Here is a 22,811-nt window from a genome sequence, read left to right on the forward strand (position 1 = left end):
CATGCAGCCTTTTTTCCACGCCATTCAGCCGGTGCGGCAGATTCAGCTCAAAAGCTGGACGGAAGATTTCGACATGGAGCGGGTCTACGACGGTCCTGCGCACCGCATGTTGCGTGACGGCGATACGCGGGTGGTGCTATTTCGCTCCGGCGTGGTCTGCTTCTATGCGGCAGGGCCGGCCCTGCAGGCACGCATCATGGCGCGCCTGCAAGCGGAATTCAACGCGATAGGAGAACCGCAGGTAGAAGAGTTACAACTGCGGGTTGGCGAGCGCGACGGCGTGGGTAAGGAGGGGGTCGTGCTGCGCGCCTTCGACGACGAGCGGCTCTTCCTCGTTGCCCTGCGCTTGGCGCAAAGCCTGGCCCTGGAACTGCATGAGGAGGCCGTGGAAAACCTTCTCGAAACGACCCTCAACCTCCTCTCCGAGGTGACCCGCAGTGGCCGTCTGCCAGGGCGTCGGGGCGGCTATTTACGTTTTCTTGCCTCGACCTCGGCAACCCGCACGGAAATCCTGTCCCGCCTCGCCGTTCTCGACAATCCCGATATCGTCTGGGAGACCCCGGGCCTGGAACTGCTCTCCCGCGAGCTTTCGGCAGATCTGGAACTCACCAGCCGCTTTCGTGCCCTCGATGAAAAGCTGGATGCCATTCGTGAGGGGCTGGAGGTGATTGTTGTGGCCAGCCGCCACGAGCGGGAAACGATTCTGGAGTGGATCATCATCATCCTGATCACGGTAGAGCTGCTGGTGATGTTGGCCGGATACCTCTGGTAATGGAAACTGAACCGCCCCTGCTGGATATGCTGTCGGCCTCGCCGCAACGCATGACCCGCCTGGCACGGAGCAATGACCCGGCGCAGGTTTTGGTCATCGCGCCCTCCTGGGTGGGTGACACGGTCATGGCGCAAGTTCTGTTTCAGGTGATGCGACGCCGCTGGCCCCAGTTGCAGATCGACCTCCTCGCGCCGCCGAGTACAGCCCCTTTGGGGCAACGGATGGCGGAAATTCGCCAGACTATCCTGCTGGATATCCCCCATGGGCGTCTGGGCTGGGCGGCCCGGCGGGAGCTGGCGCGCAAGCTCGTGCCCACGGATTACGATTGGGCCATTTGCCTGCCCAACAGTTTCAAGTCGGCGCTCATCCCCTACTGGATGAAGATCCCAGTACGCAGTGGTTTCCGCCGGGAAATGCGCGGCTGGTTGCTCTCCGACCCCCATCGCCTCAATCGCAAAAAATTGCCGCGCACAGTGGATCAGTATGTGTCTTTGGGGCTCCCACCGCGGCTGCCGCAACCGCGCGAGCTGCCGGCGCCGCGCCTGGTGGTGGACCAAGATGCGCGAAGTCTGGCCTGGCAACAATTTGCCCTGGATCCCCATAGTCATCCTGTAGCGCTGGCGCCTGGGGCGGAGTTTGGGCCGGCCAAGCGCTGGCCGGTGCACCATTGGGTCGAGCTTGCCCGTGCCTTGCTCGCGCAGGGCCGGCAGGTTTGGCTATTCGGTAGTCCGAAGGACGCGGCGATTACCCAGGAAATCGCGGCCCAGGTGCCGGATGTACGGGATTTGGGTGGAAAGACGACGTTGTTGCAGGCGATTGACCTGCTGTCCCTGGCACCAGTCACCGTCAGTAACGACTCTGGCCTGATGCATGTCGCCGGAGCGGTAGGTAGCCAGGTCGTTGCCTTGTATGGCCCGACTCCCGTGCAAATGACGCCGCCGCTCTCGCCGGGGGCGAAACTGTTGCATCTGGATCTCCCCTGCAGCCCCTGTGGCAAGAGGGAGTGTCCGTTACGGCATCAGCGCTGCCTCGAAGAGATCAGCGCCAGCATGGTGCTCGCGCAGATCCCTGCGCCCAGAATATAAAAAAAGCCCCGCGAGCGGGGCCAGTCAGAGGAGGAGCAATGCCGAAGCACTGCAGGGTTGAAAGGGTTAGATAGGAAAAGCCATCATTCGGTAACCGTCTTTTCCACCTTGATCGTAGAGTTGACCTCTACGCGCTGATTCTGGAAACGGCCCGCGGGCGTCGCGTTGCTGGCGACCGGGTCCTCGTAGGAATGTCCCTTGAGCACCATGCGATCCTGCGCCACCCCATGGGCCTCGAGATACTTCGCTACGCTTTCCGCGCGCTGTTTCGAGAGCTTGAGGTTGTAGGCATAGCTACCGACCTTGCTGCAGTAGCCGTTCACATCCAGGACCGCATCGGGATGCTTTTCGGCAAAGGCAGCGACCTCATCCAGGACATGGATGTCGTGGTCGAGAAGCTTGTAGGAATTGAGCTTGAAGTTGATCCCAGTGATGGTGATGGGTTTGCTCTCCAATACGGTTTTCTGTACGGGGGCAATCGGTGCAGGGGCCGGAGCAGGTACTGGCACCGGCGTGGGTGCTGGGGCGGCGACAGGAGCCTTACCTGCGGGACAACCTTGGAAAGGCGCTTCGGCACAACCGGCCGCGGCGAGCACCAGCGTAGACAACAATAGCGTGGGGATGTAGCGCATCTTTTTTTCCTCCGAGCAGGGTGCGGCGCAGTGCCGCACCCATTCGAGCCTTAGAAATCGTAAGTTAACATCACGCGGTTGTAGATGAAGTAACCGGTGCTCAGATCACCGTGGGCGACCTCTACGCGATCACGGATCGACAGGCCCTTCAGGAAGCCTTGCGGAAAGTAGGTCAGATCGCCGTAGATGTCATTGGCGTAACCCGCATTCTGCAGATGGTATTGGGCATAGGCCGTTTGGAACAGGAATTGATTGCCCAAGAGATGTTGGGCTACACCAATCTTCCAGCCAGAACCGGGCCCCATTTCCACCAGGCCGCGGATCATGGACGTGGTATAGAGGGGGTCGGTGGCATAACCCACAGTGTACGGGGATATCACGGCACCGCCGCCAATGGCGCCGGGATGATATTCGATCTGGTTGTAGGCAGCCGTGAACGCGCCCTTGCCGAGGAAGGCATTGCCGCCGTCATAGTCAAAGCCCGCCTTCACGCCCCAAACGGTGCTGTTGACGCCGTTGCCCTTGAAGCCGTCGATCGTTCCGACACCGACGTTGCTGCCATTGAGCCGGCTACTGGCATCCCACTCCCGGACCACCTGTGCTCCGATGAACGGATTGATGCCCGCCCCGGTCTTGAAGGTATAGGCCGCATCACCGTAGAACATGTTGGCGAAGCCGTAGAAATTGTAGTACCAGGCTTGGGCGTCAATCCCATAATTCTTGTAGCTGGTACCAAAGGCCAGAATACCATTGGCAGCGGGTTCATTGATCGGCAAATCTGCGGCACCGCCATAGATGGGATCGCCGTCGAAGCCCGTCTTGTAATACAGATTGTCCAGGTAGTAATTGCCGGAGGTTCGGCTCTTCCAGCGGAACATGCGCATCCCGTAGAGATTCCAGCCGCAATAGGGTGTTACCTGTGCAAACACGCCTTGGAACGTGGCCGGAATGACACGGGAGTCGGAACTGTTGACGAAGGGTGTGTTGACGATCTGGTTGCCGGCGCGAAGCAGCACAATATCCGGCATGGAGTACTGCAGATAGGCCTGGCCAAGAGCGTTGATAGACGTGCCCGTGCCCATCAAGGTAACGTCGGGATCTACCCGATTTGCGCCCAGGCTATTGGCGGTGTAGAAGCCGACATCAGCGCTGAATCCCGCAAGAGAGGCGGTATGGGCGTTGATGTAGCCACCGAGCGAGAATGCCTGGAGGTTGGTCGCATTTTTGCCAAAGAAGCGGTTGAACTGGTACATACGGACTTGTCCGTCCACTTTGCTGTGGAGGATGAAATCTTTCAGGCTATCATTAGCCTGAGCGACGGTGCTGAAGCCGCCAAGGGCCAGCAGGACAGCCAGGGCGGTGGTGCGGTGCTTCGACAACATGGGCATTCTCCTCTTCGGTGTATTTACAACAGCCACAACATATCAGCGAAATGTGACAGCTTGATGACATTCCAATGAATCTTTTGTGACGTTATATCCTATTAGATATAAAATAACTACCCGAAGAGGAGCAGTGGTTCAGTGTGCAGCGGCCAGCAAACCTTGCGCCTCCGGGCTCAAGGGAACCTGCCAGACCGTGCTTTTCTCTCCATCGATACCAAAGTCATTGTCACTGATGAAGAGCAGGCTCTTGCCGTCCACCAGGCTCATGCCCTCGATCTTGCCCAGGCCTCTGCCAAAGGTATCGCTACTCTCCCAGATCGGTTGCAGGGCGATGGTCTGGACCCCCATCTGGCTGGGGTCGCTCTGGGTCTCCAGACTCGGCTGGGTGGCTGGATGAGCCCAAGCCGTACCGATCAGGTTGCTCGCGCCCTGGATGTTTGCCAGCAGCACGGCGACCTTGTGCCCGGCACGCAAGAGGATCAGCACACGATGATCATCCACCGCGCTCAAGGCCGAAAGCTTGAGATCCTTCTGTTTGAGGCCAGGGGCAAAATCTTCGATCTTGGGGAATTCCAGGGCGTAACCACCGGCCATGCCCGCAAAATTTCCCTGCGCATCCAAATGCAGGGCGATCAAGCGATCCATCCGCCCATGCTTGGCGGCGTTGGCATCGGGATTGGCCAGGGGGCTTTGCAGCGCGACAAAAAGCAGCTTTTGGTCTGGCGCCAAGGCCATCCCCTCAAAGCCGCGATTCAGGGCGCGCCGAGCCAACAGGGGCGGCAAAACGGCGCGTACCGGGACGGCACTCCCTTGGTAGTATTCTGCGCTGCCTTTGGGCACCAAGCGCTCCACCACCTCTCCGTTGCTCGTCACCCGCAGGAGGCTGGGGCCATATTCCTCGCCGATCCAGAAGCCGCCTTGCTGCAGCGCAGCGATGCACTCGCTGTCTATCCCATCGGCGCTGTTAGGCAAGGGCTGCAGCTGTGCAGAGACGGGATGCTCCGCGTTTGGCAGGGCGGGTGGCAAGCCGGTGAGTTGTTGACCATTGGCGGCGTGTAACGGGATCGGCTTGCCACGCAGCTGAACCCCATGCGCCCCAATCTGGAGGGGATAGATGCTCGGTGTATACGCAGGGAGGGGAAAAATCACTTCGGGCTCTTGGCAAACCGCTTTGCCGAGGATTTTGCCCGAATGCTTGCAGGGGATGTTCGGTCCCCGGTCACTCACGGAATAGAATTGATCCCAGGGCGTGCCGGCCGCATGGGCTAGCCCACTGCCCGGACCTTCGCTGAGGTGCAGCGAGTGACCGACGACCGAGACCTCTGCCAGGGACTGGCGTAAAACGGCACTATCCAGCTCGTCGGCTTGGGCGACAGACGCGCCCGTAAGCACAAGAGAGAGTAATAAAACCAACTTTTTCATCGGCTTTCTCCGGAAAAAAGCCTCCCCCGAAGGAGAGGCTCTATGCGTAAAAACGCCGGGGCGTACACCGCCTCGGTCGCTGCATCAGAACAGGAATTGCCCGCGGAACTGCACGAGGTTCAGGTCGGTGTTGTACTTGGGATCATTCCACCACGTGGCACCTGCCGGCTGCGTGCCGGGGATGTCGCCCACATGGGCGTGGCTGTAGTCGAGCATGAGGCGGACATGCTCATTCGCATACCAGTTCAATCCTGCCGTCAGGTTATAACCCCGGCCACCGTAGATACCGGCATTGGCGTCGTTCAGGTTGAGGCGATCGTAGCGCAGGGCCACTTCCCAGGCGCCACCCTTGCCGATGTCCTTGAGATAGTGGAATTCCCCAAGCTTGGGTTTGAAATTGCGCGACTGGCCGGTGAGAATGTAGCTGGCCTGCACGTAATAGCCATTGAAACTGGCCGTAGGCAGACCCAGACGACGGGAGACGTTCGTGCCGACATAGGCACCCTCGATAGAGAAGGGGCCCGCCACCGCCGCGGTTTCCAAGGTGTAAATGAACTGACTGCTGGGATTGCTGACATAGGCCTCCAAAAGCTTGGTGCCGGAGACGCTGGTTTCGGGACGGGTGCCGTAAAAGGCCGCGGCATTCTTGTCCCCAAAGCCGGTATAGTTGAGGTTGGCACCAAAATAGAGATCACTCCCCTTGGCGTGCACGGGAACGTAAGTGGCGCGACCGGAGATGGTGTAAATGCCACTTTGGTTGGTAGCGGTATTGGAAATGCTCGCTAAACTTTGCTGTGAAGTATAAGCCGTGCGTGCGACGCCGCTGTATTTGGTGTACTGCTTTTCATCCAAGGCATTCATGAAGCCGCCGAGTCCGAGCATCCAGTTGTCGCCGCTCTGGGTGATCTTCAACCCCATACGCCGATCCCCGTAGGTGTCCAGGCCTTCCAGCAGGGGACGCTCCATGAAGACGTTGTCGTTGGAGCTGTTCAGCTGATCCATGGTGAAGAAGGTCTTGGATTGGCCGAGGGTGATAGTGTTGCCGGGCATCACGCCAGTATAGGCAAAGTAGGCATCCCTGAAGCCCGCCGCGCCGGAATCGGTGAATTCATACTGGAACTTGAACTTCCATTCATCGGCGATCTTGCCGGCGGTGAAGATCCGCGCTCGGCGCAACTTGGCCCCCGCCGGCCCCATGATGTCGCTGACCTTGCCATTGGGCGCGATCACCGATTTGTTGAAGTAGGTGGCATAGTCGGCCTGGATGCGGCCGCCCAGCATCAAAGAAAAATCATCGCTGCTGGACCGCAGGACCGTGGATTCGTCGGCCTGGGCGCAGAAGGGTACAGCGGTTAGGGCGGCCAAGGCCACCAGAATGGTTTTGTTACGCATTGTCGAGCTCCCTGTACAGTAGGTGGATACTGCAAAGAGCACGACCCGTGGGCAGCCTCTGAGTAGAGACTGCTCTAGATAGTTGCATACGCTCTTTACACTATCGATTTGATTGCGGAATCCTAGCAGAACTTTGTGACACTTTTATGAAGGTTCCGTGACACTTTTGTGACAAGCGGAGACTGCCCAGGTTGCGCGCCCTGGCGTATGATATTGACTTCTCTTCCCAGAGAGGCGTCGTCGATGCCGATTGAGATCCGCCAATTGCGCACCATTGAAGCGATCCTGCAGCATGGCAGTATTGCGGCGGCGGCGCAGCGCCTGCATCTGACGCAATCGGCCCTGTCGCACCAGCTGCGTGGGTTGGAAAATGAACTGGAGATCAAAATCTTCGCTCGCGACGGTGGTCATCCGCTACGCCTCAGTCCGGCGGGGGAGCGCCTCTATGCCCTGGCGCGGGAAGTGTTGCCTGCCCTACGTCGCACCCAGGAAGAATTGCGCCGCTTGGCCAGTGGTCGTGGCGGGCGCTTACGTATCGCCGTCGAGTGTCATACCTGCTTCGATTGGCTTACCCCAGCGATGGATTGCTTTCGCAGTGCTTGGCCAGATGTGGAGATGGATATCGTGTCGGGTTTTCAGCAGGATCCGCTCCTGCTGTTACGAAACTATCAGGCGGACTTGGCGATCCTGAGTGCGCCAGAATCCGTGGCGGCGGGAGACATCGAACTGCACACCCTGTTTGGCTACGAGGTGCTGGGGCTGCTGAGTCCGCGGCATCCGCTGGCCAATCAAGCCTTTCTCCGCCCGGAGGATTTTCTGGAAGAGACGGTCATTACCTACCCGGTCGAAGATCAACGCCTCGATCTTTTCCGGGAATTCCTGCGACCAGCGGGGGTGCAACCGTGGCGCCGTCGGCAGGCGGAGTTGACGGTGATCATTCTGCAGCTCGTGGCTTCCGGCCAGGGTGTGGCGGCACTGCCGGCCTGGGCAGTCAGTAGTTATGGCGACCGGGGCTATGTCCGCGCCCTGCCTCTGGGGCCGACCGGCCTCTGGCAAGAGCTTCAGGCCGCCACCCTTCCCGGGCAGAGTGCGCAGCCCCATCTACAGGCCTTCCTGCAGGAACTTCGTAATAGCGCCCAGCGAGAGCTGCGTGGTATTCGCCATCAGGAAAGCACGGTCGAAACATCGGTATCGGAGCCCCTATGAATTCTCCTCAGACCCTGGATTTTGACGCGGAGCTCTTGCAACGCTACGACCGGCCCGGGCCGCGTTATACCTCTTATCCTACTGCACCGCAGTTTTCTGCGGACTTCGGAGAAACGGCGTTGCGCCGTGAGCTGCGGGAGAGCAACGCCCGCGCTCGCCCCCTGTCCCTGTATTTTCATATCCCCTTCTGCGAGAACCTCTGTTTCTATTGTGCTTGTACCAAGGTGGTAACACGCCATCGCGAGTGGGGTGCGCCCTACGTGCGGCGAATTCTCCAAGAAATGGAATTGCTGCGCCGGGATGTGGATGGCGAGCGGCCGGTGGAGCAGCTGCATTTCGGTGGCGGCACGCCAACGTTTCTGCTGCACGGAGATTTGGAACGTTTGGTGGATGGGATTCAGACGCAATTTCAGCTCCGCGATGATGACTCGGGAGAATATGGTATCGAGGTCGATCCCCGGGCGATTGAGCCGGGGGTCTTGGCTTTGCTGCGGCAACGGGGCTGGAATCGGCTCAGCATGGGGGTGCAGGATCTCGATCCCGCGGTGCAGAAAGCGGTGCATCGGGAGCAGAGTCTGAGCCTGGTGGAGGAGCTGATGCAGGAAGCCCGGGCGCTGGGTTATCGCTCCATCAGCCTGGATCTGATTTATGGTTTGCCCTTGCAAACACCAGCGAGCTTTGCAGAGACGGTTGCCGCCGTGCTGCAGTTGCGTCCCGATCGCCTTTCCCTGTTCAACTATGCCCATCTGCCGGAGCGCTTTGCGCCGCAGCGACGCATTCATGATGCCGATTTACCCAGTCCGGCGCAAAAACTACAGATTTTGCAGGAGAGTATTGCCGCATTGCAGGCGGCGGGCTATGTGTACATTGGCATGGATCATTTCGCCTTGCCCGATGACGAGCTCACGCGAGCGCAGCAGCAGGGGCAGCTCTATCGCAATTTTCAAGGGTATTCGACCCATGCCGATGCCGATCTGCTGGCCGTTGGCATGAGTGCCATCGCCATGATTGGCCCCAGTTACAGCCAGAATCTGAAGGATCTCGAACAGTGGGGAGCGCAGCTCGACGCCGGACACTTGCCCGTGGAGCGAGGCCTGCGACTCAGCGCGGACGACCTGCTGCGGCGGGAGGTCATTACCCGCCTCATCTGTGATTTTCGTCTGTCGATTCCCGCCATCGAGACGCGTTTCGGGATTGCTTTTGATCCTTATTTTGCGTCCGCGATTCCCGCTTTGGCACAGATGGAAGCGGATGGTCTGCTGCGCCGCTCCGCGACAGAGATCGAAGTATTGCCGCGCGGTCGCCTCCTGGTGCGCCACGTCTGCATGGCCTTTGATGCCTATCTGGAGCGCGGCAAGACGCAGTTCTCGCGGGTGATTTGAGGGTTTGTTCATCCTCGGAGTGGGGGTGCTCAGGTTTCCACTCGCGTAAGCACCAGAACCTTGAAACTCTCGCCCATCTCCTGGGGCAGGGTCAGACGCTTGACCTCATTGTTGAGGGCCAGGGCGCCCTCTGCTCCGGCTTGGGCGAGCAGCTCGGCATAGACCTCGGGCAGACCATGGTCGATGAGAAAACGGGCGAGATTGCCATACCAGGCCACCTGCAGACCCGCGCCTGCAGCCTCGTCCAGCAGGGCGGAAAAGTTCACATGCGCGGTCAGGTCACAAAGGCCGGGCCAGAAAAACGGGTCGTCTAGGACGTGATGCCGATAATAGCCGCGCAGCGTGCCCATGCTGCGCTGCGGATGATAGTATTCGCGCGCTTCGTGACCGTAATCCACAAGGACTAAGGCACCCTGCTGCAGGCTGGCGGCGACTGTACGCAACCAAGCCGTGGCGCGTGGACAGAGTTCTGTGCGGTAGCCTGTCGGCCAGGCTGCCGCATACGGTTGCAGAGGCGCGAGATCCGCATCGTCCAGAGGGTTGGGATTCGTTGCCCAGACAAAATCTCCCTCTTGCCAGATCACCCCGAGTTCGTGCAGCAAACCATCGCTGCACTTCTCGACCACCGTGACCGGCAGGGCATCGAGGAGCTCATTAGCGAGCACGACGCCGTGCCAGTGCTCAGGAAGCGACTGGCGCTGCCTGACGGTCGGTAGAACGGCGCGCTGCTCGGCCTGGAGGCTGGGACTCAGGTCCAGAATCGTGTAAGGGATGTCCGGCAGGCGGGTGTGCAGTTGCGCGGCGAGGGCGCCGCTGCCCGCGCCAAACTCGAGTATGCCGTCGCGCCCGAGATAGGGTGTCAGGCTCCGCACCAGGACGGCGGCAAATACCGAGCCCATCTCTGGTGCCGTGATAAAGTCGCCGGCGGCACCAAAACGCCGCTGCCCCGCCATGTAATACCCAAGCCCCGGCGCATAGAGGGCGAGTTCCATGTAGCGGGCAAAGGGAATCCAGCCCCCGGCAGCGGTGATCTCCTGGCGAATCCGTTCCTGCAGGGTGTGGCTGAGGGCCGCTGCCTCCGGTTCGGGCTGAGGCAGGGAGTTCGTCTTGCGCCCCTCGGGGGATTGGGTTACAAAACCTTTGATTATGGGCTGCATGGAACTCCTGGTGAAGGCTGCGGAAAAGGTGGTACTGGTGACTGGTGCGGCACGTCGTGTGGGCGCCGTCATCGCTCGGGAGCTGGCCGCGCGTGGCTGTCATCTGGGTCTTCACTATAGACGATCGCGGCAAGAGGCCGAAGCCCTGGCCGCGGAGCTACGGCGGGAGCATGGCATCGAGGTGGAGTTGCTGGCTGGCGATCTGAGCGAGCCGAATACCCCGCAGCGTTTGGTGCAACAGGTGATCGATCGCTTTGCGCGCCTCGACGGTCTGGTGAACAACGCCTCCCTGTATCGTCCCGCCCCATTTGCGGAGTTGCGCCCCGAGGATTGGCAGCTCATGGAGCAGATCCATGTGCGCGCGCCCCTGTTTCTGAGCCAGGCAGCGTGGCCGCATTTGCGCGAGCAGCGGGGAGCCATCGTCAACATTGGCGATATCCACGGTGAGATCCCTTTGCGCGGCTATCTGCCCTATAGCGTGAGCAAGGCTGGGCTGCTCGCCCTGACGCGCTCCTTGGCCAAGGAGCTGGGACCGGAGCTACGGGTAAATAGTGTCTCGCCCGGTGTCGTGCTCTGGGCCGAAAGCCAGGATCCACCGGATGGGGATCGTGCCGGACTGCTGGCGCGCACAGCCCTCAAACGCGAAGGGGAGCCGGCGGATATCGCCCGTACGGTCGCCTGGCTGCTCTTCGATGCCCCCTATGTGACCGGGCAGAACATCGTCGTCGACGGTGGGCGCATGGTATATTGATGCCATGACGGAACCGGAACGTAGTCCTATCCATTTTTACAGCGAAGAGGAACTCGACCTCCTCGAAGAGAGCGATCCCGTCGCTGCGGCCAAGATCGCGCACGCGCAGGCGATGGCGCAGCGCCTGATTGGCCGCAAACGCAGTTTTGCCCCGGGGGATCCGCTCCCCGATCCTGACGCTGTTGCCGAGGCCGTTGCGGCGGTGCGTCGGATTCTCAATCGCGATGGTGGTGATATCGAACTGGTCACTATCGTCGAGCGAGACGTGCGTGTGCGCATGAAGGGCGCCTGTGCAGGGTGTCCCAACGCGGTGATCGACCTGCAGCAGGTGGTGGAAAAGATCGTCGGCGCGGTAGCCGGTGTGGCCAGCGTGAGCAATACTTTTTGAAGCCGCCCATGCCCAGGGTGGGTTTCGTGAGCTTGGGCTGTCCCAAGGCCACGGTGGACAGCGAGCGGATCCTCACCCAACTTCGCGCCGAGGGCTATCAGATGGTGGGTGACTATGCCGGCGCCGATCTGGTCGTGGTGAATACCTGTGGCTTCATCGACGCGGCGGTGGAAGAATCCCTGGAGGCCATCGGCGAGGCCCTGGAGGCCAACGGACGGGTGGTCGTGACCGGCTGTCTGGGCGCCAAGGAGCAGGGCGAATTCATTCGCAAGGCTCACCCGCAGGTCCTGGCGGTGACCGGACCGCAGGAGAACAGTCAGGTCATGGAGGCCATCCACGCAGCCTTGCCTCCGGCCCATGACCCGTATACCGACCTCGTGCCGCCCCAGGGGCTGCGGCTGACACCTGCGCATTATGCCTATCTGAAGATTTCCGAGGGCTGCAACCAGTCCTGCAGTTTCTGCATCATCCCCAGCATGCGCGGCAAACTCGTGAGCCGCAATCCCGACGCCATTCTGCAAGAGGCCGAGAACCTGGTGGCGAGCGGGGTGCAGGAATTGCTGGTGATCTCCCAGGATACTGGTGCGTATGGGGTGGACCGCAAATACCGGACGGCTTTTCATCAGGGGCGCCCGCTCAAGACGCGCATCACCGATCTCTGCGCGGCCCTCGGCCAGCTGGGGGTGTGGGTACGATTGCATTACGTTTATCCGTATCCACATATCGATGAACTCCTGCCTCTCATGGCCGAGGGCAAGGTCTTGCCCTACCTGGACGTGCCCCTGCAGCATGGGAGCCCACGCATCCTCAAGGCGATGCGTCGCCCGGCAGCAGCGGATCGTACCTTGCAGCGCATCCAGGCGTGGCGCGCCGCGGTGCCCGATCTGACCATCCGCAGTACCTTCATTGTTGGCTTTCCAGGGGAGACAGAAGCGGAGTTTGCGGATCTACTCGACTTTCTGCGCGCCGCGGAACTGGATCGGGTGGGCTGCTTTGCCTACTCGCCGGTGGCGGGCGCTGCCGCCAACGATCTTCCGGATCCGGTGCCAGAAGCGCTGCGCGAGGAGCGACGGGAGCGCTTCCTGGAGCTGCAGCAGGAAATCAGTGCGCAACGGTTACGGCGCTGGTTGGGCCGCGAGCGTGAGGTCTTGATTGACGAGTTGCTGCCCAATGGCGAGGCAGTGGGTCGCAGCGCCAGCGATGCACCGGAAATTGATGGCATAGTGCAAGTGCGAGGACTGACTCAGGGGCGCGTCGGTGCGCGGTTGCGGGTCTTGATCCGGGAAGCGGACGCCTACGATTTGTCGGGAGACGCCATCGCCCCAGCGTGAAGTGGGATCAGAATCCATTTCAATAATGATTCTCATTAAATAAAATGCCGATAGAAGAATTTCTGTCGGGAGCGTCCATGTCCATCCAATCTGAAATCCCTGCTGCGTGCGCCCTGGCGCAGCTATCTCGCGGGTCTGGGGGCCGTATCCACAGCATTCTGGGGGGTAAGGAGGAAAGCAAGCGTCTGCAGGTCATGGGCTTGCATGCCGGTTCGCCGTTTACCCTGCTCCTTGGCCTGCGCCAGCATGGCCGCAAACGGCGACCGGCCGCTGGGCTCCTCGGGCAAAGCTGATGCAAAGTCCATTGTTTCGGATCCGTGACTTGCTCCGTGCCGGGGAGAGCCTGCGTGCGGTGGATATCGCAGAGCGGCTGCAATTGCCGCCAGAGCTGGTGGACGCTGGTCTGGAGCACTGGCAGAGTCGGGGTCAGATCGCCCGCCTACTGCCTCTGGTACAGAGTGCTGCCGGCAGCTGTCAAAGCAATTGCGCTGGTGGCGGCTGTGCCCGCTGTGGACAGCGCCCATCTGCCGCGCTCACAGAGCCACGCTACCGTTGGCGGGGGTAACGGCACGCGAGATAGGCAAGCAGACAGAACCGAAAAGGACTAGCGTTGTCATAGAGGTATATCAACAAATGCAGGGAACTCCTCATGCCGCAATTCCAGTCCTCTCTCGTGCCGCCGCGTGCCTTGGCTTATGGCGTGCTGTTGTCCGCCACTGTGCTGCTCAGTGCCTGCGCCCAGCAGGTTTCGCCAACCAGCCAAGTTCATCCCGCGCCAACGAGTACGGCCGCCCAGCCAAACGTGAGTACTCAGGCCCTGAATCAAGCACAGGAGCAGGAAAAAAACCTTTCCTATGGCCCCCTTGGTGGCCATAACGAAAACCTATCGGATGCCGAACTTGCGGCGCTGCCGCGGCATCTGCGTGTACATTTTGCGCAGAACAGCTTTCATGTCAGCGCCCATGCGCAGCAGATCACGGCGGAAAATGCCCGTTTTTTGCTGCGCTTTCCCAACCTGCACGTCCGTCTGGAGGGCAACTGCTCGCAGCCCGGCACGCAGGAATATAACCTTGGTTTGGGTGAGTGGCGTGCGCACGCGATCAAGGAGCTGCTGGAGGCGGATGGCGTGCCGGGTCGCCGCATCAGCACCGTATCCTTCGGCAAGGACAATTTACTCTGTAACCAGAATACCGCGGCTTGCTGGCACCGGAATCAGCGCGTCGACTTCGTATATCGTGCCCAGACCAGCGGAGAATGACCAGCCCTCAGCGCCGCTTTCGTAGCCTACCACGCTCGCGCCCTCTCTGGCTGGCGGGCGCTTTCCTCATCGGTTTTTTGGCGGTCCTGGGGCGCGACATCCAGGTGCAATACCTGCAGGCGCGGCATTTGCGTGCCCAGGGGCAAATGCGCTACCTGCACAATCAGCGCCTGCCGGCGCAGCGGGGGGTGATCTTCGGCGCCAACGGGCTGCCCTTGGCGGTCAATACCTCTGCGAGTACGGTCTGGGGTGATCCCAAGGTCTTGGGTAAACACCAGGCCCAGTGGCCACGTTTGGCCCAGGTGCTCGGGATGAGCGTGACGGAGTTGGGACAGCGTTTGGCGGGCGGGGGGGCTGATTTTGCTTACTTGGCCCGACAACGACCGCCCAGTGTCGGGAAAGCGGTCCGTGCCCTCGGCATTCCTGGCGTTGGCGTCTTACCGAGTTCGCGCAGCTATTTTCCCCTGGGTGCCGCCACCACACCGCTCATCGGTTTGGTGGATCAAGCGCACCAAGGTGCCACAGGAATGGAACTGAGTTACAACCGCTGGCTGGCGGCCCATCCAGGCTCCGAAAAGGCTCTGTACGACGGGCACGGGCAGATCGTTCAGGTGCTGAAGGTCTCGCATCTTTCCCAGCCCGGTCATGCCATCCATCTAACCATCGATCCGCAAATGCAATACTGGGCCTATATGGCATTGCTGCGCTCGTTGCGACAATTTCACGCCTGGGAGGGTTCGGCGGTGCTGATGAATGTGCATACCGGCGCCATCTTGGCCATGGTCAGCGCGCCCAGCTGCAATCCCAACCAGGAGAGCTCGTGTCAGGCAGCAAGTGATTATGTCAACAATGCGGTACACCAAGCCTTCGAGCCGGGATCGGTGATGAAACCCTTTGCCATCGCCGCCGCTCTGGCTAGCCATAGCGTGTCTCCTACGCAAAAGTTCAACGTTTTTCATCCCCTCTGGGTAGGCGGATATCCAATCACGGATGATGTCCGCCACCATATCCTCAATATTGAGCACATCCTCAAATATTCGAGTTGCATCGGTACCGCCAAGATTGCCCTGCTTACCCCCAAACGCACCTTATATCAAATGTACCAAGCGGTAGGTTTTGGCCGAGTGCCGCCGCTGGGCTTGCCCGGCGAAACGGCGGGGGTGCTGCCGCCCTGGCAATCCTGGGGAGCTGCCCGCCACGCGACGATCTCCATTGGTTATGGGGTCTCGGTCACCACACTGCAGCTCGCGGCCGCCTATGCGAGTATTGCCAATGGGGGTTGGTATGTGCGTCCACATCTCTTCGTCGGTGAAAAGGTACGTCGGCATCGGGTGATGCCGGAGTGGGTGGCCAACGATCTACGGCGCTGGTTGCAATCCGTGGCCCGCCCCGGTGGCACCGGTATCTTGGCCGCCATTCCCGGTTATCATGTAGGTGGCAAGACAGGTACCTCGAACATGGCGAATGGCAAGGATGGATTTTTTCATCATCGCACCAATGCGACCTTTGTTGGCTTTGCCCCCGGTCCGCATCCAGATTTGGTCATGGCGGTCAACCTGCGCGGTAGCCACTATTCCTGGAATTTTGGCGGGATCGAGGCGGCACCAGTGTTTCGCTACACCATGCGCCGTGCCCTGCGCACGCTGGACGTGGCGCCACGCTGTAACATCGGTGGCAAGTTTCTACAGATCCGGGTGCCAGCCGGTTCCGACCTGCACGAACTCGCGCTCCAATACCACAGCACCAGCAAATATCTGATGCAGATCAATGGTCTCTCGAGTCCGCAAGCGCTTCAGGCTGGGGCCTATTTCCAGGTACCTATGCCCCTGGGAGAAAAGGATTTCTGTCGGGTGCAAACCCCCGCCGTGAGCCGTGCCCAGGCAGAGATCTGGAGTGAGGGCGGAGGGTAAGCAGAGCGCCTTCGCCGCGTAGGCAGCCCTTGGTGTCGGTGTTACCCTGTGCGGGGCGCAGCGATGGGAGGATAGGAAGCAATGCGCAGTAATGTCCTGGATGAAGATCTGCAAGTCTGTGGTGAGGCACCGCGCACGGGCTTTCGGCGGGACGGATTTTGCAGTGGTGGCCCGCAAGATCTGGGGTCGCACACCGTCTGTGCCGTCATGACCGAGGAGTTTCTCCGTTACACCCTTGAGCACGGGAATGACCTGATTACCCCCCATCCGGAATGGGATTTCCCCGGGCTGCGCCCGGGCGATCGCTGGTGCCTTTGTGCTGCCCGTTGGGAAGAGGCACGTCAGGCTGGAGTTGCACCGCCGGTGATTCTGGCCGCCTGCGACAAGCTTTGCCTGCAGATCATCCGCCGCGAGGATCTTTTTGCCCACGCGGTTGTTGAGGGTATCGAGTGAGGATCCAGACCATGGATCAGATCACCCTCCTACGTCCAGACGACTGGCACCTACACCTGCGCGACGACGCCATGCTGCGTGCGGTGCTGCCGGACACGGCGGCGCGCTTCGCGCGTGCCATCGTCATGCCCAACCTGAAGCCACCGGTCACCACCGTGGCAGACGCACAGGCCTACCGGGAGCGGATTCTGGCGGCGCGGCCAACGGGCTCGAATTTTCAGCCGCTCATGACACTGTATCTGACGGAGACGAGTTCCGCAGAGGAAATCCGCAAGGCGAAAGAGAGTGGCATAGTGCAGGGCGTCAAATATTATCCGGCTGGCGCCACGACAAACTCGGAAAATGGGGTGCGCGACTTGCGCGTAGTCTACCCGGTCTTGGCGGCCATGGAGCGCTGGGATCTGCCCCTGCTGTTGCACGGCGAGGTCACGGATCCCGCCGTGGATGTCTTCGATCGCGAGTCAGTTTTCATTGAGCGGGTGTTGCTTCCGCTGCGGCGTGATTTTCCCGCCCTGCGCATGGTCCTGGAACATGTCACCACGCAGGGCGCCGTGGATTTTGTGCACAGTGCCGGCCCGCACATGGCGGCGACCATTACTGCCCACCATCTGCTCCTGAACCGCAACGCCCTCTTCCAGGGCGGCATTCGCCCGCATCATTACTGTCTGCCGGTGCTGAAGCGCGAGCAGCACCGCCAGGCCCTCATCGCTGCGGCCACCAGCGGCAGTCCGCAGTTCTTTCTCGGCACAGACAGTGCGCCTCATGCGCAGGCCGCCAAGGAATCTGCCTGTGGCTGTGCCGGGATCTACACCGCGCATGCCGCTATCGAACTCTATGCCGAGGTCTTTGCCCAAGCCGGCGCCCTGGACCGGCTGGAAGGTTTCGCGAGCCGGCATGGCCCGACCTTTTACGGCCTGCCCTGTAATACGGAGCAAATCACCTTGCGGCGCGAACGTTGGACGGTTCCGGCAAGCATTGGCGCTGGAGAGGAAATGGTGGTGCCCTTTCGCGCAGGTGAGAATATCTTGTGGAGACTTGTATCTGGATGGGCCTCGACTAATTGACTCATTTCCAGAGGTGCCGGGAATTGTAGGAAAAAAGGAGAGCAGTAGTGGACGTTGGAAAAAATGAAATTACGCCGGTGCGATGCCAGTCCTGTACCAACGCGGGAAAGCTTGATTTTCATTTTGATTATGCTTATCAGCCAATTGTTGACGTTCGCTCCGGGAAGGCGTTTGCCCACGAAGCACTGGTTCGTGGAGCCAATGGTGAAGGTGCCTCTACCGTTTTAGATAGAGTTACAGAAGAAAATCAATACCGATTTGATCAAGCTTGCAGAGTTAAGGCGGTGGAAGGAGCCGCAAGGTTAGGTATCAAGGAAAATATCTCTATTAATTTTTTGCCAAATGCAGTATATCGACCGGAAGTCTGTATTCGTACCACACTTGCTGCGGCAAGAGCAAACAACTTTCCAGTAGAAAGGATCATCTTTGAAGTAACTGAGGGGGAAAGAATAAATGATGGTCCGTGGTTTGCAGAAATTCTGAGAGAATACAAAAAGATCGGCTTTCAGACGGCGATAGATGATTTCGGTGCGGGGTATGCTGGATTGAAGCTTCTATCTGATTTTCAGCCGGACTTTGTAAAAATTGACATGGATTTGATCAGAAATGTGCACCAAAGTCGGGCCAGAAAATCGATAGTTCGGGGAATTTGTGAAATTTGTGTAGAGTTGGATATTCTGGTTATAGCGGAAGGTATTGAAGATAAGCGGGAGAGGGATTTTCTGCGAGACGTTGGGATTTATCTCATGCAGGGATTTCTTTTCGCCAAGCCGGCATTTCGCGGGGTTGCAGCCATTGATCCGAATTCTTTGCTCTGATTATTATTCTTTGTATGAGGGGTTAAATTGATTTACGGTGAGCCGCAAGCTGGACCTGCACCGCTGCTGCGTATCGTGAACGATGCGCGGCACAGCGTGGAGATTGGCGTTTACTACCTGTCGGATCGGCAATTACTCCAGGCGCTGGCTGCGGCGCGCCGCCGCGGCGTACAGGTGCGCCTGCTGCCCGTAAAGCCCCTCTACATGCACGCCAAGATGATGGTTGGGGAGCAGGTCGCCTTTGTCGGCTCGGAGAATTTCAGCGAAACCAGCCTGCAACAGAACCGGGAGATGGGGGTGTTGCTGCGGCAAGAGGCCGAGCTATCCGAGCTACGTCAGCAATTTGCCAAGGATTGGGCGCGCGCGGACCGTTGACCGTGTCGCTGTACCCTACTCAATTATAATGGTAGCGGCAGGCGATAATGACGAGTTCGGCATCGGTAGCGCGATAGACCAGACGATGGGTTTCATCAATGCGTCGCGACCAGTAGCCGGAAAGATCTGCGCGCAAAGGCTCCGGCTTGCCGATCCCAACAAAGGGGTCGCGAGCAGCGGCCTCGATCAGAAGATTGATACGACGCAGGGTTTTTTTGTCCTGCAATTGCCAATAGAGATAACTATCCCATGCATCGGGGACGAACTTGATAGCACGCGCCATCAGTCGTTGGGGAGTAACCCATGTTGCTGTGCGAGTCCCGCCTGATCCTGGGCAAGCGCGCGGGCGAGAGCGGCAGCATTGGCCGGATTGGCGGTGAGATATAAAGTTTCCATGATGCTGTTGTAACTGTCCAAAGACATCACTACTGCATCTCCTTCCGCGTCACGTCGACTGATGACGGTGATGTCGGCATCCCGAACCACGCTGTCGAGAACAGATTTGAGTTCATTGCGCGCTTGGGTGTAGCTAATGACTTTCATGGCCGGGTACCTGTGCAATTACTTGTCCAAGTTTAGGGCGATGGTGTGGGCGTTGCAAGCGCATCCTGGGCTAGGCGTTGGCGCAGTCCTCTTCGGGGCCAAGGAGATCGGCAAGGGTTTCGCGCCGGCGGATGCAAGTCGCCTCGTTGCCATGGACTAGGACTTCGACGGCGCGGGGGCGGCTGTTGTACTGACTGCTCATGGCAAAACCGTAGGCGCCGGTGCCGAGGATGGCCAGGTATTCGCCGGCGGGAACGCTGGGGATGGTGCGGTTCTTGGCAAAGAAGTCGCCACTCTCGCAGACCGGGCCGACGATGTCGCAGGCCTGCAGCAACGCCGGTGTCTCCTGCAATGGCAGGATCTCATGCCAGGCGCCGTAGAGGCTGGGACGCAACAGGTCGTTCATGGCCGCATCGACGACGCAGAAATGCTTGTCTTCGTTTTCCTTCCAATACTCGACCTGGGTCAGCAGGACCCCGGCATTCCCCACCAGGGAGCGCCCAAGTTCCACGACCCGCCGCACGGCAAGTCCTTCCAGGGCCGCATCGAGGACTGCAGCATAATCGGCGGGGCTAGGGGGATGTTCGTTGTGATAACGAATGCCGACGCCGCCTCCCAAGTCGATATGTCGCAAGGGGATGCCATGGGCCCGCAGACGCTCATACAGATCCCGCAAGCGCCGCGCTGCGGCAGCGATGGGTTGTAGATCGATCAGCTGGGAGCCAATGTGGGCAGCTACGCCAATGAATCCAATGCTCGGCCACTCCGCCGCGCGCCGATATAAGGCCTCGGCGGCAGCAAGGGGAATACCAAATTTGCTCTCCTTGAGGCCGGTGGCAATGTACTGGTGTGTGCCAGGATCGACGTCCGGATTGACACGCAGGGCGACGGGTGCGCGATAGCCCAGCTCTGCAGCGACCTCTGCAATGCGCTCCAACTCTGCCGCAGACTCGACATTAAGACAGAAGATACCTGCTTCCAGAGCGGCTTGAATCTCCGCACGACTCTTGCCGACGCCGGAAAACACAATTTTTTGCGGATCGCCACCCGCCCGCAGAACCCGTGCGAGCTCACCACCTGAGACAATATCGAAGCCAGCGCCCCACTGCGCGAGGTGGCGCAGCAGATGCAGATTGCTGTTCGCCTTGACCGCATAGCAGGTCAGGGTCTGCTCCCCCAGGGCGTGGGCGAAGGCATGATAGCGCTCGCGCAGATACATTTCCGAATAGACATAAGCGGGGGAGCCGAAGCGCTCGGCAATCGCGGCGAGGGCGCAGTCGTCGAGGTACAGTTGCCCATTACGATAGTGAAGCGGATGCATCAGTGGCCGCTCGTCGTCGAAGCCGTGGGCGCCGGGGTCTTTGGCAGCGTGAGAGGGGTTTTTCGACCGCAGCCGGCCAGCGCCAGGCTGCCCAAGAGTAGCAGGATCAAGCCTGGGTGCAGCAAGCACTTCATGCGCTTTCTCCCTGCAGGCGCTGGCGCGCCCGCGCGATGGCCGCGCGTACCTGCGCCGGCGCCGTACCACCGAGGTGATCGCGGGCGGCAACGGAACCTTCCAGGGTCAGGACGCCGAAGACGTCGGCATCGATGGCATGGGAGAGGCCCTGCAGTTCTTCTAGGGGCAGCGCCTCCAGGCCGATGCCGCGATCCTGTGCCAAGCGCACCGCGCGCCCGACGACGGCGTGGGCATCGCGGAACGGGACGCCCTTGCGGACAAGGTAATCGGCGAGATCCGTCGCCGTTGCGAAGCCTTTTTCCGCTTCGGCGCGCATACGTTGCGGGTGGGTCTGCAAACCGGGGAGCATTCGTACCAGCAGTTGCAGACTCATTTCGACTTCATCCAGGGCGGTGAAGAAGATGCTTTTGTCCTCCTGGTTGTCCCGGTTATAGGCGAGTGCCTGCCCCTTCATCAAAACGAGCAATGCGGTGAGCTGTCCCATGACCTTGCTGCTTTTGCCGCGAATGAGTTCTGCAACGTCGGGATTTTTCTTTTGTGGCATGATACTCGAGCCGGTACAGAAGGCGTCGGGCAGATCGATGAAGGCGAGGGCTGCCGACATCCAGTAAATCAGCTCTTCCGCCAGGCGGGAGAGGTGTACGGCAATGATCGAGAGCGCCGCCAGGGTTTCGAGAAGAAAATCGCGGTCGGAAACGGCGTCGAGGCTGTTCTCGGCAACGTGATCGAAGCCCAGTTCGCGCGCCACATCCCAGCGATCGATGGGGAAGGTCGTTCCGGCCAGGGCCGCCGCGCCCAGGGGCAGCACATTCACCCGCTTGCGGGCGTCGCGCAGGCGCTCCGCGTCGCGGCGGAACATCTCGACGTAGGCCATACAGTGATGGCCAAAGGTGACCGGTTGCGCCACCTGCAGGTGGGTGAGGCCGGGAAGGATGGTTTCCACCTCCCGTTCCGCCAGGTCCACGAATACTTGTTGCAGGTCGTGCAGCAGGTGCAGCAGCCGGTCGATGGCGCCGCGGGTGTAGAGACGCATGTCGGTGGCGACCTGATCGTTGCGGGAACGGCCGGTATGTAGTTTCTTGCCGATATCGCCGATCAGTTCAATCAGACGACTCTCGATATGCATGTGGATGTCTTCGAGGCTGTCATCAAAGGAAAAACTGCCGCTACGGATTTCTGTGGCGATCTGTTCCAGGCCCGCGCAGATGGCCTCGACCTCTGCAGCGCTGAGCACCCCAACGCGTCCCAGCATGCGCGCATGCGCCAGAGACCCGCGGATATCCTCCGCGTACAGCCGCTGATCAATGGCAATGGAAGCCGTAAAGTGCTCCACCAGGACATCAGTATTGGCGGCAAAACGGCCACCCCACAATTTCTCACGCATCGCAGATCTCCTCACTTGGCCGGACTATACCCAAAGCGCTGGACGTGGACCAGTTCATTCATGCAAGCGGAAGATCTGCCAGATCCCGTCGCGGCGCAGTCCATGCAGGAGCGTGAAAGCGACGTGGCCGATCCAATACGCCCAAACGAAATTGACCAAAGCCTTGTGTAGAGGAATCAGGGCGTTGAGGATCGGTCCCGGAGGTGTTCCACCCTGGGGCAGAAAGAAAAAGATGGCAGTGCCGGTGAGGGCCATCCAGGTGACGAGGAGCAGGCCAAGGCCGTGGAGGAGGGCGGCGACGCCGGGATGGGGGCCAGGCGGCGACAAGCGTCCGCACAACAGGGCACGCAGGTCCGCCGCGATGGGCTGCCACGGCCCACGTAAAGGGAAGAGTTGGTTGCGAATGGCCGGGGTGGTGAAAATCCACAACCACTCCCAGAGCAGGAAGAGCGCTGTCGTCAGGCCGATCCAGGCGTGGGTGCTGAAGAGGAACTGGGTAACACTGCCGTAATCGGCGTGCTGGAAATCCGGGGTCATCCACAGCGAGCTGAACAATTGCCACGTAACGCCAAAGGCGATGCCGGCGTGCAGCCAGCGTGCTTCGCGGGGCCAGGGATTTGGAGAGGTGTGCACCATTTTTCCTCCAC

At 60.1% G+C, this 22,811-nt stretch carries 26 protein-coding genes; 15 read left to right on the forward strand and 11 right to left on the reverse strand.

Annotated features, from left to right (window positions below):
• The first annotated feature begins 1 nt into the window (after position 1).
• Together M5D89_RS03195 and waaF are read left to right on the forward strand one after the other, a co-directional pair.
• Positions 2 to 772, forward strand: coding sequence for an RMD1 family protein (locus tag M5D89_RS03195; protein ID WP_248884349.1), 771 nt, complete (start codon positions 2 to 4; stop codon positions 770 to 772).
• A complete protein-coding gene (gene waaF, locus M5D89_RS03200) occupies positions 772 to 1,857 on the forward strand; it encodes a lipopolysaccharide heptosyltransferase II (RefSeq protein WP_248884350.1) in 1,086 nt (361 codons plus the stop codon). The genes M5D89_RS03195 and waaF overlap by 1 nt, the downstream gene beginning before the upstream one ends.
• 83 nt (positions 1,858 to 1,940) lie before the next feature.
• Here the strand turns inward: waaF and M5D89_RS03205 are convergent, their stop codons facing one another.
• From M5D89_RS03205 to M5D89_RS03220, 4 genes are all read right to left on the reverse strand, one after another.
• Positions 1,941 to 2,489: an OmpA family protein gene (locus tag M5D89_RS03205; protein ID WP_248884351.1), complete on the reverse strand. Its 549-nt coding sequence runs from the start codon at positions 2,487 to 2,489 to the stop codon at positions 1,941 to 1,943.
• Between the two features lie 50 nt (positions 2,490 to 2,539).
• Complete coding sequence (locus M5D89_RS03210) at positions 2,540 to 3,871, reverse strand: OprD family outer membrane porin (protein ID WP_248884353.1); 1,332 nt, start codon at positions 3,869 to 3,871, stop codon at positions 2,540 to 2,542.
• Positions 3,872 to 4,009: 138 nt separating this feature from the next.
• Positions 4,010 to 5,296, reverse strand: coding sequence for an esterase-like activity of phytase family protein (locus M5D89_RS03215; protein ID WP_248884354.1), 1,287 nt, complete (start codon positions 5,294 to 5,296; stop codon positions 4,010 to 4,012).
• Positions 5,297 to 5,380: 84 nt separating this feature from the next.
• Positions 5,381 to 6,688: an OprO/OprP family phosphate-selective porin gene (locus M5D89_RS03220; protein WP_248884355.1), complete on the reverse strand. Its 1,308-nt coding sequence runs from the start codon at positions 6,686 to 6,688 to the stop codon at positions 5,381 to 5,383.
• A 243-nt stretch (positions 6,689 to 6,931) separates the two neighbouring features.
• Here M5D89_RS03220 and M5D89_RS03225 point away from each other — a divergent pair, with 243 nt between their 5' ends.
• A complete protein-coding gene (locus tag M5D89_RS03225) occupies positions 6,932 to 7,894 on the forward strand; it encodes a LysR family transcriptional regulator (protein WP_248884356.1) in 963 nt (320 codons plus the stop codon).
• Positions 7,891 to 9,276, forward strand: coding sequence for an oxygen-independent coproporphyrinogen III oxidase (gene hemN / locus M5D89_RS03230; protein ID WP_248884357.1), 1,386 nt, complete (start codon positions 7,891 to 7,893; stop codon positions 9,274 to 9,276). Before M5D89_RS03225 ends, hemN begins: the two co-directional genes overlap by 4 nt.
• A 29-nt stretch (positions 9,277 to 9,305) precedes the next feature.
• On the opposite strand, the gene M5D89_RS03235 is transcribed toward hemN, so the two are convergent.
• Entirely contained in the window at positions 9,306 to 10,433 is a 1,128-nt protein-coding gene (locus tag M5D89_RS03235; RefSeq protein WP_248884358.1) for a class I SAM-dependent methyltransferase, read from the reverse strand.
• Here M5D89_RS03235 and M5D89_RS03240 point away from each other — a divergent pair.
• The 11 genes from M5D89_RS03240 (at position 10,432) to M5D89_RS03290 (ending at position 18,781) form a co-directional block, all read left to right on the forward strand.
• Positions 10,432 to 11,184: a pteridine reductase gene (locus M5D89_RS03240; RefSeq protein WP_248884360.1), complete on the forward strand. Its 753-nt coding sequence runs from the start codon at positions 10,432 to 10,434 to the stop codon at positions 11,182 to 11,184. The two genes, M5D89_RS03235 and M5D89_RS03240, sit on opposite strands and share 2 nt — an antisense overlap.
• Positions 11,185 to 11,188: 4 nt before the next feature.
• Positions 11,189 to 11,572 (forward strand): NifU family protein, encoded by a 384-nt coding sequence (locus tag M5D89_RS03245; RefSeq protein WP_248884361.1) that lies wholly within the window; start codon positions 11,189 to 11,191, stop codon positions 11,570 to 11,572.
• Positions 11,573 to 11,598: 26 nt separating this feature from the next.
• The gene (gene rimO / locus M5D89_RS03250; RefSeq protein ID WP_248884362.1) at positions 11,599 to 12,903 is read left to right on the forward strand and encodes a 30S ribosomal protein S12 methylthiotransferase RimO; all 1,305 of its coding nucleotides are present in this window, start codon (positions 11,599 to 11,601) and stop codon (positions 12,901 to 12,903) included.
• Positions 12,904 to 12,980: 77 nt separating this feature from the next.
• Positions 12,981 to 13,196, forward strand: coding sequence for a hypothetical protein (locus M5D89_RS03255; protein WP_248884363.1), 216 nt, complete (start codon positions 12,981 to 12,983; stop codon positions 13,194 to 13,196).
• Positions 13,196 to 13,468, forward strand: a complete 273-nt coding sequence (locus tag M5D89_RS03260) for a FeoC-like transcriptional regulator (RefSeq protein ID WP_248884365.1) — start codon at positions 13,196 to 13,198, stop codon at positions 13,466 to 13,468. Before M5D89_RS03255 ends, M5D89_RS03260 begins: the two co-directional genes overlap by 1 nt.
• An 84-nt stretch (positions 13,469 to 13,552) precedes the next feature.
• On the forward strand, positions 13,553 to 14,161 hold the full coding sequence (locus tag M5D89_RS03265) for an OmpA family protein (RefSeq protein WP_248884367.1): 609 nt from the start codon (positions 13,553 to 13,555) through the stop codon (positions 14,159 to 14,161).
• Complete coding sequence (locus M5D89_RS03270) at positions 14,158 to 16,071, forward strand: peptidoglycan D,D-transpeptidase FtsI family protein (protein WP_248884369.1); 1,914 nt, start codon at positions 14,158 to 14,160, stop codon at positions 16,069 to 16,071. Before M5D89_RS03265 ends, M5D89_RS03270 begins: the two co-directional genes overlap by 4 nt.
• Positions 16,072 to 16,152: 81 nt before the next feature.
• A complete protein-coding gene (locus M5D89_RS03275) occupies positions 16,153 to 16,524 on the forward strand; it encodes a DUF2237 family protein (protein ID WP_248884370.1) in 372 nt (123 codons plus the stop codon).
• A gap of 11 nt (positions 16,525 to 16,535) precedes the next feature.
• On the forward strand, positions 16,536 to 17,588 hold the full coding sequence (gene pyrC / locus M5D89_RS03280; RefSeq protein ID WP_248884371.1) for a dihydroorotase: 1,053 nt from the start codon (positions 16,536 to 16,538) through the stop codon (positions 17,586 to 17,588).
• 47 nt (positions 17,589 to 17,635) lie between these two features.
• Positions 17,636 to 18,406, forward strand: a complete 771-nt coding sequence (locus M5D89_RS03285; RefSeq protein WP_248884373.1) for an EAL domain-containing protein — start codon at positions 17,636 to 17,638, stop codon at positions 18,404 to 18,406.
• A 27-nt stretch (positions 18,407 to 18,433) separates the two neighbouring features.
• On the forward strand, positions 18,434 to 18,781 hold the full coding sequence (locus tag M5D89_RS03290) for a phospholipase D-like domain-containing protein (RefSeq protein ID WP_248884374.1): 348 nt from the start codon (positions 18,434 to 18,436) through the stop codon (positions 18,779 to 18,781).
• 19 nt (positions 18,782 to 18,800) lie between these two features.
• On the opposite strand, the gene M5D89_RS03295 is transcribed toward M5D89_RS03290, so the two are convergent.
• The 6 genes from M5D89_RS03295 to M5D89_RS03320 form a co-directional block, all read right to left on the reverse strand.
• A complete protein-coding gene (locus M5D89_RS03295) occupies positions 18,801 to 19,064 on the reverse strand; it encodes a Txe/YoeB family addiction module toxin (RefSeq protein WP_248884375.1) in 264 nt (87 codons plus the stop codon).
• Complete coding sequence (locus M5D89_RS03300) at positions 19,064 to 19,324, reverse strand: type II toxin-antitoxin system Phd/YefM family antitoxin (RefSeq protein ID WP_248884376.1); 261 nt, start codon at positions 19,322 to 19,324, stop codon at positions 19,064 to 19,066. Before M5D89_RS03300 ends, M5D89_RS03295 begins: the two co-directional genes overlap by 1 nt.
• A 70-nt stretch (positions 19,325 to 19,394) precedes the next feature.
• Positions 19,395 to 20,645, reverse strand: a complete 1,251-nt coding sequence (lysA, locus tag M5D89_RS03305) for a diaminopimelate decarboxylase (RefSeq protein WP_248884377.1) — start codon at positions 20,643 to 20,645, stop codon at positions 19,395 to 19,397.
• On the reverse strand, positions 20,645 to 20,779 hold the full coding sequence (gene lptM, locus M5D89_RS03310) for an LPS translocon maturation chaperone LptM (RefSeq protein WP_248884379.1): 135 nt from the start codon (positions 20,777 to 20,779) through the stop codon (positions 20,645 to 20,647). The genes lysA and lptM overlap by 1 nt, the downstream gene beginning before the upstream one ends.
• Positions 20,776 to 22,164, reverse strand: coding sequence for an argininosuccinate lyase (gene argH / locus M5D89_RS03315; protein WP_248884381.1), 1,389 nt, complete (start codon positions 22,162 to 22,164; stop codon positions 20,776 to 20,778). The genes lptM and argH overlap by 4 nt, the downstream gene beginning before the upstream one ends.
• Before the next feature lie 54 nt (positions 22,165 to 22,218).
• The gene (locus M5D89_RS03320; protein ID WP_248884382.1) at positions 22,219 to 22,800 is read right to left on the reverse strand and encodes a cytochrome b/b6 domain-containing protein; all 582 of its coding nucleotides are present in this window, start codon (positions 22,798 to 22,800) and stop codon (positions 22,219 to 22,221) included.
• Positions 22,801 to 22,811 lie beyond the last annotated feature (11 nt).

Source organism: Acidithiobacillus acidisediminis (assembly GCF_023277115.1).
GTDB classification, from domain to species: Bacteria; Pseudomonadota; Gammaproteobacteria; order Acidithiobacillales; family Acidithiobacillaceae; genus Igneacidithiobacillus; species Igneacidithiobacillus acidisediminis.